Annotated in this window: 9 protein-coding genes and 2 tRNA genes; 4 read left to right on the forward strand and 7 right to left on the reverse strand. The window is 62.5% G+C overall.

The window, feature by feature from the left end:
- Positions 1 to 25 precede the first annotated feature (25 nt).
- The 3 genes from BM382_RS30955 to BM382_RS30965 form a co-directional block, all read right to left on the reverse strand.
- Positions 26 to 613, reverse strand: a complete 588-nt coding sequence (locus BM382_RS30955; protein ID WP_072444033.1) for an SH3 domain-containing protein — start codon at positions 611 to 613, stop codon at positions 26 to 28.
- Positions 614 to 706: 93 nt separating this feature from the next.
- Positions 707 to 1864 carry an MFS transporter gene (locus BM382_RS30960; RefSeq protein WP_072444260.1) on the reverse strand — a complete coding sequence of 386 codons (1158 nt, stop codon included), beginning with the start codon at positions 1862 to 1864 and terminating at the stop codon, positions 707 to 709.
- A 523-nt stretch (positions 1865 to 2387) separates the two neighbouring features.
- A tRNA-Asn gene (locus BM382_RS30965) sits at positions 2388 to 2463 on the reverse strand.
- Between the two features lie 270 nt (positions 2464 to 2733).
- On the opposite strand from BM382_RS30965, the gene BM382_RS30970 reads away from it, so the two are divergent.
- The gene (locus tag BM382_RS30970; protein WP_072444030.1) at positions 2734 to 2967 is read left to right on the forward strand and encodes a hypothetical protein; all 234 of its coding nucleotides are present in this window, start codon (positions 2734 to 2736) and stop codon (positions 2965 to 2967) included.
- 6 nt (positions 2968 to 2973) lie between these two features.
- Here the strand turns inward: BM382_RS30970 and BM382_RS30975 are convergent, their stop codons facing one another.
- Together BM382_RS30975 and BM382_RS30980 are read right to left on the reverse strand one after the other, a co-directional pair.
- Positions 2974 to 3171, reverse strand: a complete 198-nt coding sequence (locus BM382_RS30975; protein WP_011060362.1) for a hypothetical protein — start codon at positions 3169 to 3171, stop codon at positions 2974 to 2976.
- Positions 3172 to 3302: 131 nt separating this feature from the next.
- Entirely contained in the window at positions 3303 to 4499 is a 1197-nt protein-coding gene (locus BM382_RS30980) for an amino acid aminotransferase (RefSeq protein ID WP_015634888.1), read from the reverse strand.
- 337 nt (positions 4500 to 4836) lie between these two features.
- On the opposite strand from BM382_RS30980, the gene uvrB reads away from it, so the two are divergent.
- Positions 4837 to 6852 carry an excinuclease ABC subunit UvrB gene (gene uvrB, locus BM382_RS30985; RefSeq protein ID WP_011060364.1) on the forward strand — a complete coding sequence of 672 codons (2016 nt, stop codon included), beginning with the start codon at positions 4837 to 4839 and terminating at the stop codon, positions 6850 to 6852.
- 112 nt (positions 6853 to 6964) lie between these two features.
- Here uvrB and BM382_RS30990 read toward each other — a convergent pair whose 3' ends face one another.
- Both BM382_RS30990 and BM382_RS30995 read right to left on the reverse strand, forming a co-directional pair.
- Positions 6965 to 8455 (reverse strand): MDR family MFS transporter, encoded by a 1491-nt coding sequence (locus BM382_RS30990; protein ID WP_169893377.1) that lies wholly within the window; start codon positions 8453 to 8455, stop codon positions 6965 to 6967.
- 49 nt (positions 8456 to 8504) lie between these two features.
- Complete coding sequence (locus tag BM382_RS30995; RefSeq protein ID WP_041117008.1) at positions 8505 to 9551, reverse strand: HlyD family secretion protein; 1047 nt, start codon at positions 9549 to 9551, stop codon at positions 8505 to 8507.
- Positions 9552 to 9783: 232 nt separating this feature from the next.
- On the opposite strand from BM382_RS30995, the gene gltX reads away from it, so the two are divergent.
- Positions 9784 to 11265, forward strand: a complete 1482-nt coding sequence (gltX, locus tag BM382_RS31000; RefSeq protein ID WP_072444028.1) for a glutamate--tRNA ligase — start codon at positions 9784 to 9786, stop codon at positions 11263 to 11265.
- Positions 11266 to 11544: 279 nt separating this feature from the next.
- A tRNA-Ala gene (locus BM382_RS31005) sits at positions 11545 to 11620 on the forward strand.
- Positions 11621 to 11639: the final 19 nt, after the last annotated feature.

Below are 11639 nucleotides of genomic sequence, written 5' to 3' on the forward strand. Positions count from 1 at the left end.
AGGGCGCCGTTTTTTTTGCAGTCGGTTATTCCAGGTTGTCCAGCGGCTTCAGGGCCTGCAGGGCGTCGGGGTTGTCCTGGTACTGCTGGCGCAAGCTGGCGAGCTGCTGATCATGGCCTGTGCAGACCTCATTCACGGCTTTCTCCAGGAAGACCCGGCGTTCCTCGTCGTAGGCCTCCTCGCCGGCAAAGTGCTCGCAGGCTTCGTGGCGCTGGATGAATGCAGCCACCTCATCGGGAAGCTCGGCGCCGCTTGCGCCATAGTGCTTGCCCAGCAACAGGCGTTTTTCCTCGACCCAGCCGGTGTAGTCCTCGCCGTCCTTGGCGATGTACATGACCTGGGCCCAGCCGTCTCCACTGGAGGCGTACACCGTCAGGCCATCACCGGGAATCACGTAGAGCTTCTTGTTCAGGCAGGTGGCATTCGGCCCGCTGTGAAAGTGCAGCCGCCCCTGGCCTATCACCTTGGCTTCGAGGGGCGGGCGATATTCGCCGGCTTCCAGGGAGACGTTGTCGCTGAGGGTGGCGCAGTCCACCGGGGCTTCGGCCAGGGCTGGCACGGGCAACAGGGAAAGCAGGCCGTACAGGGGCAGGAGGCGCAGGAGTCGGTCCATCGCGAAGGGATCCATGAGGTGGGAGTGCGGATCGCGCGATGGTAATGACAAAGATGCGGCCTGTGAATGATCACGGGCCGCATCCGCGGTATTTCAGTTGGCAGCCTTGCTGAGTTGCCCCTGGCGCACCAGGGACAGGGCGAAGACCACCACCACTGCGGCGGCCGCCGCCAGGGTCAGGGGCAGCCCATAGCTGCCGCCGCTCATGGCCGCGCCGCTGAGCAAGGGGCCCAGCAGGCTGCCGATGCCCCAGAGCAGCCCGGCGCTGGCGTTGGCAGTCACCAGGTCGGCGCCGCTGAAGGACTGGCCGATCAGCACGATAGCCAGGGTATAGATGCCGCCGGCCACGGCGCCGAGGATGACCAGGCTCGGCCAGAGCAGGGTGGACGTTTGCATCAGCAGTGGCAGGGCAAGGCCGATCAGCAGGGCAATGATGCCGCAGCCCAGGTAGATCCCGGGGCGCCCGAGCTTGTCCGAAAGCCAGCCGAGGGGGAACTGGAACGCGGTGTCGCCCAACAGAATGATGGTCACCATCAAGGCCGCGAGCTTGATGCTGTAGCCATGGGTGGCGGCGTACACCGGAAACAGCGACAGCACCACGCTGTCGAAAAACGCGAAGAACAGGATGCCCACGCACAGCGCCGGCGCGATGCGGATAAAGCCCAGTACCGAAAAGGTGCGACTTTCGGCATGCAGCGGCTGCTGGTCTTCCAGGGGCAGGATCAGCCAGACCACTGCGATCGCCACCGCATAACCGACGCTGACGATGCCCAGCACGGCGGGCCCCTCGGTGCCCAATAGCGATACCAGGCCCGGGCCCAGGAGCTGGAAGAAGGTGAAGCAGGTGGTGTAGACCGCTACCAGGCGTCCGCGGGTGGCGTCTTCGGCCATTTCATTGACCCAGGTTTCCCCGAGAATGATGATCAGCCCCGCCCCCAGGCCCATGGCGACCCGCGCCAGGCCCAGGCTGTAGAGGCTGGCCCCGGGCAGTTCCAGGGCGGCCACGCTCAAGGCGCACAGGCTGAAACACAGCAGGTAGATCTGGCGCCGGGTCAGGCGTTGGCTCAGGGCATTGACCAGGAAGGCCGAGAGCATCATGCCTGCGGCGGGCAGCGCCGACATGATGCCGATCTGGTTGTTCGAGGCGCCGGCCTGATACAGGCGCAGGGCAAGGATCGGCACCGTGGAGCCGATGCTCAGGCCGACAATGGAGATGCCCAGGATCAGGGCGGCTAACAAGGCTTTGTTCATGATCAAGACCTGCGCCTGAAGCGTCAGGCGCCAAAAAAGACAGTTATTGCGGGCGCTGCAGGACATCGCAGACCGACGTGCGGGCGATTGCCGGGCAGATGCCCTGGTGGAAGCAGAGGGGCTAGCGGGGTGGCGCCGGGTTCAATCGCGATCAGCGTGGGCCCGGGTGCGGAGAGAAGGTGAAGGCAAACAATACGCTGCGGCGTCGACGGTTGATCGCACAGTCAAGTTGGGCAACAGCCAGGGTTGCCGAAGGGCTCATCGAGGGGGAAGGGCACGGTGACTGTGCGGGCAGGAACATCGCGGGGTCTGACTGCTTGGATAAAGAGGCGCACAGCCTACGTCAGGCCTTTGCGGCAATGCAACCAGGTTGGCGAAGGAGGATTCCAGGCGTGCATGAAGCGTCTATCCGCATGTCGGGATGACAGGCGGATCAATCATTTGCAAGGGGATACTGCTTGAGCTGATTTGCCGCAGGAGCAGGGCGCTCTCATGAGGATCAAGGCAAATCAGTGTAGGAAGATGGCTCCACGACCTGGACTCGAACCAGGGACCCAGTGATTAACAGTCACTTGCTCTACCAACTGAGCTATCGCGGAATGCGCCGTATCTTACTGATTCAGAAAGGTAAGTCAACAAGTCGAGAAATATTTTTTCAGGGCGACGAGGATCTGAATGAAAGGCTGGCAGGACTTTGCGGGATTTATCGGTCTGCACGTCTCTGGCGCGTCCGATAGGGGCTACCATGGCGCCCCGGAAGTGGTTTCACGCGCTGCCGGCCTTCAGCCGCATAGGTACGCCTTTATGATCCGCTTCGATTTATCCCAGCATCCTTCTGTCTGTTTCGCGCTGTGCTGCGAGGTGCTGTCATGAGCATCGAGCAGATCAGCCTGCCCAAAGGGGTCGGCCCCCAGGCCGGCAAGTTGCTGGACGCCATCACCCACGCCGGATCGGCGGTGGATTTGAACCGTGCCGGCGGCAAGGCCGAAGGTTTTGTCCTGGGGCTGGAGAGTGCCAAGGCCATCAAGAGCCAGGTGGCCGAGGCGCTGTACGTGGCGTTCGACGATGCCGCCAGCCAGCGCCTGGCTCAATTGCAGGGGTAGGGCGGTTCAGCCGCCGAAGGTCAGGGTGCCGAGCATCAGCTTGGCCATCAGCGAGGTTGCGGCCAGTTGCACCAGCCACAGGGCCAGTCCGCCAAGGAATACCCCCAGGGCAATTTGCAGCACCAGGCTCTTTTCGCGTTTCTGCGAGCGTGGCAGGTAATGCTCCAGTTCGTCGCGGTCGGCCCGCAGGTCATCGTTTTTCATCGGGATCTCGCTCAGCAAGGGGGGCATAGGCTCACAGTCTAGAGGCTGTGGGGGCGGGCAGGGCAACGACGTATCGCCAACGAAAAAGGGGAAGCCTGCCGGCTTCCCCTTTTCGTTGGCGCTGTCGTGAATCAGATCACTTGCAGGATGGCCTGGGTCACGACATGGATGTTGTTCTGGTTCAGCGCGGCGACGCAGATGCGGCCGGTGTCCAGGGCGTAGATGCCGAATTCGTTGCGCAAGCGGGTCACTTGCTCAACGGTCAGGCCGGAGTAGGAGAACATGCCGCGCTGGCGACCGACGAAGCTGAAGTCGTGCTCAGGGGCGCCTTTGGCAAGCAAGTCGACCATCTGGGTGCGCATGCCGCGAATCCGCAGGCGCATTTGCGCCAGTTCCTGCTCCCACTGGGCGCGCAGTTCCGGGCTGTTCAGCACGGCGGCGACGATGGTTGCACCGTGGGTCGGCGGGTTGGAGTAGTTGGTGCGGATCACGCGCTTGACCTGGGACAGCACGCGGGCGCTTTCTTCCTTGGAGCCGCTGACGATGGACAGGGCGCCAACGCGCTCGCCGTACAGCGAGAACGACTTGGAGAACGAGCTGGAAACGAAGAAGGTCAGGCCCGACTCGGCGAACAGGCGCACCGCCGCGGCGTCTTCGTCGATGCCGTCGCCAAAGCCCTGGTAGGCCATGTCGAGGAAGGGCACGAGGTTTTTCGCCTTGACCACCTCCAGGACGTCTTTCCAGTCCTGTGGGCTCAGGTCGACACCGGTCGGGTTGTGGCAGCAGGCGTGCAGCACCACGATCGACTGGGCCGGCAGGGCGTTCAGGTCTTCCAGCAGGCCAGCACGGTTCACGTCGTGGGTGGCAGCGTCGTAGTAGCGGTAGTTCTGCACCGGGAAGCCGGCGGTCTCAAACAGGGCGCGGTGGTTTTCCCAGCTCGGGTCGCTGATGGCGACCACGGCGTTGGGCAGCAACTGCTTGAGGAAGTCGGCACCGATCTTCAGGGCGCCAGTGCCGCCAACGGCCTGGGTGGTGACCACGCGGCCAGCGGCCAGCAGTGGCGAGTCGTTGCCGAACAGCAGCTTCTGTACCGCCTGGTCGTAGGCGGCAATGCCGTCGATCGGCAGGTAGCCACGGGAAGCATGTTGGGCGGCGCGAATCGTCTCGGCTTCGACAACGGCGCGCAGGAGCGGAATGCGTCCCTCCTCGTTGCAGTACACGCCCACCCCAAGGTTGACCTTATCGGTGCGGGTATCGGTGTTGAATGCTTCGTTGAGGCCCAGGATAGGATCGCGTGGTGCCATTTCGACAGCGGAGAACAGGCTCATTTTTACGGCGGCTCTGAATGGAGTGTGGAGGGACGTGTCGCGCTCCAGCCGAATGCACTAGAGCGGTGCACAAACGGGGAGCTAGTATAGAGGCCATCATCGCGTGGGGCGACAGGCTATTGACCTTTTGCGCCAAGTTTTTCGCTTTATTTTTCGACCGTTAGTCTTATTGCAATAACCAGGGTGTCAGCGGGTGTAGGACCTTTGCCTTGAAAGCTGTGGTAATCGGCTCCACATCAAGGATATTCCGGTTTTTTTCCTCGGCGACATGGGTCGTACGCGGTCTTTCCTGTTCCTGTACGGTATTGCCGCGCACGAATGATCCCAGAGGTACGTTATGTCTGAATTCCAGCTAGTCACCCGCTTCCAGCCCGCCGGCGACCAGCCGGAAGCCATTCGCCTGATGGTCGAAGGCATCGAGGCCGGGCTGGCCCACCAGACCCTGCTCGGTGTGACCGGTTCGGGCAAGACCTTCAGCATCGCCAACGTGATCGCCCAGGTGCAGCGCCCGACCCTGGTGCTGGCGCCGAACAAGACCCTGGCGGCGCAGCTGTATGGTGAGTTCAAGGCCTTCTTCCCGAACAACGCGGTGGAGTACTTCGTTTCCTACTACGACTACTACCAGCCCGAAGCCTATGTGCCGTCCTCCGACACCTTTATCGAGAAGGACGCCTCGATCAACGACCATATCGAGCAGATGCGCCTGTCCGCGACCAAGGCGCTGCTGGAGCGCAAGGACGCCATCATCGTCACCACGGTGTCGTGCATCTATGGCCTCGGCAGCCCGGAAACCTACCTGAAGATGGTCCTGCACGTGGACCGCGGGGACAAACTCGATCAGCGCGCACTGCTGCGCCGCCTGGCGGACTTGCAGTACACCCGCAACGACATGGATTTCGCCCGCGCCACCTTCCGCGTGCGTGGCGATGTGATCGACATCTATCCGGCGGAGTCGGACCTGGAAGCGATCCGCATCGAGCTGTTCGATGACGAAGTGGAAAGCATCAGCGCCTTCGACCCCTTGACCGGTGAAGTGATCCGCAAACTGCCGCGCTTCACCTTCTACCCCAAGAGCCACTACGTGACCCCGCGGGAAACCCTGCTGGACGCCATCGAAGGGATCAAGGTGGAGTTGCAGGAGCGCCTGGAATACCTGCGCTCCAACAACAAGCTGGTGGAAGCCCAGCGCCTGGAGCAGCGCACCCGTTTCGACCTGGAGATGATCCTCGAACTGGGCTACTGCAACGGCATCGAGAACTACTCGCGCTACCTCTCGGGGCGTCCGGCTGGCGCGGCGCCACCTACCTTGTACGATTACCTGCCGGCGGATGCCTTGCTGGTGATCGACGAATCCCACGTCAGCGTGCCCCAGGTCGGCGCCATGTATAAGGGCGACCGCTCGCGCAAGGAGACCCTGGTTGAGTACGGCTTCCGCCTGCCATCGGCTCTGGATAACCGGCCAATGCGTTTTGACGAGTGGGAAGGGGTGAGCCCGCAGACCATCTTCGTTTCCGCCACTCCGGGCAACTATGAGGCCGAGCACGCCGGCCGCGTGGTGGAGCAGGTGGTGCGCCCCACCGGGCTGGTGGACCCGCAAGTGGAAGTGCGCCCGGCCCTGACCCAGGTGGACGACCTGCTGTCGGAAATCACCAAGCGTGTGGCCGTGGAAGAGCGGGTACTGGTGACCACCCTGACCAAGCGCATGGCCGAAGACCTTACCGATTACCTGGCCGACCATGGCGTGCGTGTGCGCTACCTGCACTCGGACATCGACACCGTGGAGCGGGTGGAGATCATCCGCGACCTGCGCCTGGGCACTTTCGATGTGCTGGTGGGGATCAACCTGCTGCGTGAGGGCCTGGACATGCCGGAAGTGTCCCTGGTGGCGATTCTCGATGCCGACAAGGAAGGCTTCCTGCGTTCCGAGCGTTCGCTGATCCAGACCATCGGCCGGGCCGCGCGTAACCTCAATGGCCGGGCGATTCTCTATGCCGACCGCATCACCGGCTCCATGGAGCGGGCGATTGGCGAGACCGAACGCCGTCGCGACAAGCAGATCGCCTTCAACCTGGCCAATGGCATCACCCCCAAGGGTGTGGTCAAGGACGTTGCCGACATCATGGAAGGCGCCACCGTGCCCGGTTCGCGCAGCAAGAAGCGCAAGGGCATGGCCAAGGCCGCGGAGGAAAACGCCCGCTACGAAAACGAACTGCGCTCGCCCAGCGAGATCACCAAGCGCATTCGCCAGCTCGAAGAGAAGATGTACCAACTGGCCCGCGACCTGGAGTTCGAAGCCGCGGCGCAGATGCGCGACGAAATCACCAAGCTGCGCGAGCGCTTGCTCACCGTCTAACGACGCTCGATCCCTCGTAGGAGCCGGCTTGCCGGCGAAGAGGCCCTCAAATCCTGTGCAAGGGTTGGGAGTCTATTCGCTGGCAAGCCAGCTCCTACAGGCAATTCGGGGGTCAGTGGGCTTCGCCGGCCTTGAGGCCCTTGGGCAGGGCCTTGGTCAGCAGGATCGCCAGCATGCTGATGCCCAGGGCAATGCCGACGAAATGGAAGGCGTCGTTGTAGGCCATGATCTGTGCCTGCTGGTGGGTGATTTCGCTGAGCTTGCCCAGGGCTGCGGTCTCGCTGCCGAACTTCTCGGTGAGGGTTGCCAGGCGTTCCGCCACCTGGGGATTGCTGGGCACAACGGCTTCGCGCAGGTAGTCGAAATAGGTCTTGGTCCGGGCATCCAGCAAGGTCGCCAGCAGGGCAATGCCGATGGCGCCACCGAGGTTGCGCAGGATGTTGAACAGGCTGGAGGCCGATCCCGCGTCCTGGGGCTGTATATAAGCCGTGGCGATCAGCGAGATGGTGACCATGATCAGCGGCTGGCCCAGGGCGCGAATGATCTGGATCTGGTTGAACTGCGGCCCGGCAAAGTCCGGGTTGAGCACCCCCGACGAAAAACTCGCCAGGCCGAACAGGCCAAAGCCCAGGGTGCATAGCCATTTCGGTGAAATGAACTGCATCAGCTTGGGCACCAGGGGAATCAGGAACAACTGCGGCACCCCCATCCACATGATCACTTCGCCGATCTGCAGCGCGTTGTAGTTCTGGATCTGCGCCAGGTACAGCGGCAGCAGGTAGATCGAACCGTACAGGCCAACGCCCATGCCCAGGCTGGAGATACTCGACAGGCCGAAGTTGCGATTGCGCAGGATGCCCAGGTTGATCAGCGGGTTGGGCCTGGAGACCTGGACGATGACGAAGGTGACCAGGCTGATCAGGGCGATGCTGCCCAGGGTGACGATCAGGCTCGACTCCAGCCAGTCCTTGCGGTGGCCTTCCTCAAGAAATACCTGCAGGCAACCCAGGCCCAGGCCGAGGGTGAGAATGCCGGCGTAGTCGGTGCTTTTCAGCAGTTCCCAGTGAGCTTCCTTCTTTTCCAGGCCATACAGCAGGCCCGCGATCATCAGCAGGCCCGGCGGCACGTTGATATAGAAGATGTACTCCCAACCCCAGTTTTCCGTGAGCCAGCCGCCCAGGGTCGGGCCGATGGAGGGGGCGAAAGTGGCGGTCATGGCGAACATGGCCATGCCCTTGGCCCGGTGATGCTCGGGGAGCTTGATCAGGGTCAGGGTGAACGCCAGGGGGATCAGGGCGCCACCGGTAAAGCCCTGCAAGGCGCGGAACACGATCATGCTTTCCAGGCTCCAGGCCATGGAGCAGAGCAGGGAGGCAATAAGAAAGCCCACCGAGACCCAGACCGCCAGGCGCCGGGCCGAGAGCAGCTGCACCAGCCAGGCGGTGAGGGGGATCATGATGATCTCCGCCACCAGGTAGGAAGTGGAGATCCACGAGCCTTCCTCCAGGGTGGCGGACAGCGCGCCCTGGATGTCCTTGAGCGAGGAGTTGGTGATCTGGATGTCGAGCACCGCCATGAAGGCGCCGAGCATGGCACTCATCACCGCGATCCAGTCGCGCCGGGTGGGTTCGCCCACCGGACGCAGCAGTTGATCACCGGCCATCGACGGGGTCTTTGACGTTGACCTTCACGGTTACCGACATGCCGGGGCGGATCTTGCCCCGCAGGGGATTGTCGGCAGCGAAGGTCAGTTTCACCGGAATGCGCTGTACCACCTTGGTGAAGTTGCCGGTGGCATTGTCTGGCGGCAGCAGGCTGAATTGCGCGCCGGAGGCGGCGAACAGGCTGTCGACCCGGGCCTGGATCGGTGTATCGCCGTAGGCGTCGAAGGTCAGCTCGGCCTTTTGCCCTGGCTGCATGTGGCCAATCTGGGTTTCCTTGAAGTTGGCCTGGATCCAGATGTCCTGGTCCGGAACGATCGACAGCAGATAGGCGCCGGCCTGCACCACCTGGCCATTGCGTGCGGCGCGCTGGCCGATGAGGCCGCTGATGGGGGCGTGGATCTCGCTACGGGTCAGGTTCAGTCGTGCTTGCGCCAGGTCGGCCCGGGCGTTGGCGATCTGTGCATCGAGGCGCTTGATCTCGGCGTTCAGGGCATTGACTTGCTGGCGCTGGCCCTGCAAGTCGGCTTCGGCCTTGGCCACCTGGGAGCGGGCGATATGGTTGTCGGCGGAAAGGGTAGTGACCCGCTCCTCGGAGACGTAACCGGGCTTGCGCAGGGTCTGGGCCCGAGACAGGTCGATCTGCGAGCGGCCCAGGCTGGCCTGGCTCGACGCCACCTGGGCCTGGCTCGCGGCAATCAGGCTGGCTTGCTGGGTCAGCTTGCTCTGGGCCTGCAGGCGTTCGGCCTCGCGGGTATCCAGGGCGGCCTGGGCGCGGTCCACCGCCAGTTGGAAGTCCTGCCCTTCCAGGCGTACCAGCAACTGGCCCTGTTCCACATGCTGGTTGTCCTGCACCAGCACTTCTTCGATTCGCGCGCTCAGTTGGCTGGAGACCCGGGTGATCTCGCCCTGCACGTAGGCGTTGTCCGTGGTCTCGTAAAAGCGCCCGTGGAACCACCAGTGGGCAAGAAAACCCAGGGCAATCAACAGGACCAGGGACAGAAAGACAAACAGGCGACGCTTGAGTTGGGCTGGCATGGGCTGGCTGTATTCAATAAAAGTGTAAGGAGATCTATCAGCGGGCGAATCTGGCATATAGCCACTGGGCGGTAAATGCCATGGGCTGATTATTGGCCCTTCAACAGGCTGGCAGCGGCCTGGAGTCGCAACCTTGGCTTAAATGCCCTCCTCACTGGAGCGGGGCTGCCGTCGCCTGTTACCATTCGCCCCCTGTTTTATTCCTCGTTTTTCTTTCCTTTCGAGACATGCCATGACCACCGTCCGCACGCGCATCGCGCCATCGCCTACCGGGGATCCCCACGTAGGTACCGCCTACATCGCTTTGTTCAACTATTGCTTTGCCAAGCAGCATGGCGGTGAGTTCATCCTGCGTATCGAAGACACCGATCAGTTGCGTTCGACCCGGGAGTCCGAGCAGCAGATTTTCGACGCCTTGCGCTGGTTGGGCATCAACTGGAGCGAAGGCCCGGACGTTGGCGGCCCTCACGGCCCGTATCGCCAGAGCGAGCGTGGCGACATCTACCAGAAGTACGCTCAGCAACTGGTGGACCTGGGCCACGCCTTCCCGTGCTTCTGCACTGCCGAAGAGCTGGACCAGATGCGTGCCGAACAGATGGCCCGTGGCGAAACCCCGCGCTATGACGGCCGGGCCCTGCTGCTGTCCAAGGAAGAAGTGGCCCGGCGCCTGGCGGCCGGCGAGCCTCACGTGATCCGCATGAAAGTGCCTACCGAAGGCGTCTGCGTGGTGCCGGACATGCTGCGCGGCGATGTCGAGATCCCGTGGGATCGCATGGACATGCAAGTGCTGATGAAGACCGATGGCCTACCGACCTACTTCCTGGCCAACGTGGTCGACGACCACCTGATGGGCATCACCCACGTGCTGCGCGGCGAAGAATGGCTGCCGTCGGCGCCCAAGCTGATCCTGCTCTACGAGTACTTCGGCTGGGAGCAGCCGCAGCTGTGCTACATGCCGCTGCTGCGCAACCCGGACAAGAGCAAGCTGTCCAAGCGCAAGAACCCGACCTCGGTAACCTTCTACGAGCGCATGGGCTTCATGCCGGAAGCCATGCTCAACTACCTGGGCCGCATGGGCTGGTCGATGCCGGACGAGCGCGAGAAGTTCTCGCTGCAGGAAATGGTCGACAATTTCGACCTGTCGCGGGTGTCCCTGGGGGGGCCGATCTTCGATATCGAGAAGCTGTCCTGGCTCAACGGCCAGTGGCTGCGTGACCTGCCGGTGCAGGAGTTCGCCAGCCGGGTGCAGACCTGGGCGCTGAACCCCGATTACATGATGAAGATCGCACCGCACGTACAGGGCCGGGTCGAGACCTTCAGCCAGATCGCACCGCTGGCCGGCTTCTTCTTCGCCGGTGGCGTGAACCCGGATGCCAAGCTGTTCGAGTCCAAGAAGCTGTCCGGCGATCAGGTGCGTCAGCTGATGCAATTGATCCTGTGGAAGCTCGAAAGCCTGCGTCAGTGGGAGAAAGACAGCATCACCGCGACCATCCAGGCGGTGGTTGAGTCTCTGGGGCTGAAACTGCGCGATGCCATGCCGCTGATGTTTGCCGCCATTACTGGCCAGGCCAGTTCGGTGTCGGTGCTCGATGCCATGGAAATCCTCGGTCCGGACCTGACCCGGTTCCGTCTGCGCCAGGCCATCGATCTGCTGGGTGGTGTGTCGAAGAAAGAAAACAAGGAATGGGAAAAACTCCTCGGCGCCATCGCCTGAGGCGTTTTTGCCGAAGGGCAGCCGACAGGGGCGGGGAGCTTTTCGACTACGCTTGAAACTCAAGCGCCAGGCGGGTTGATGGCGGCTTCTGGTGGTTCTTTGAGGCTTGCGGCGAGTGTTTTGTGCGACTCGCCGCAGGCGCAGAGGGCCGCAAACCCCCGGGTTTTCCGGGCGGGGCGGTAAGTGATTGTTATCCCGGCAAATTTTTTTTCAAAAAACGGAAAAAAAATTGACAGCCTTCCGATCGCCCCTTAAGATTCGCCCCGTCCTCAGCGATGAGGGGCTATAGCTCAGCTGGGAGAGCGCTTGCATGGCATGCAAGAGGTCGACGGTTCGATCCCGTCTAGCTCCACCAAATTTGCAGTTCAAGGCCT

Source organism: Pseudomonas sp. NFPP25, assembly GCF_900116505.1.
In the GTDB taxonomy this organism is placed as follows: Bacteria; Pseudomonadota; Gammaproteobacteria; order Pseudomonadales; family Pseudomonadaceae; genus Aquipseudomonas; species Aquipseudomonas protegens.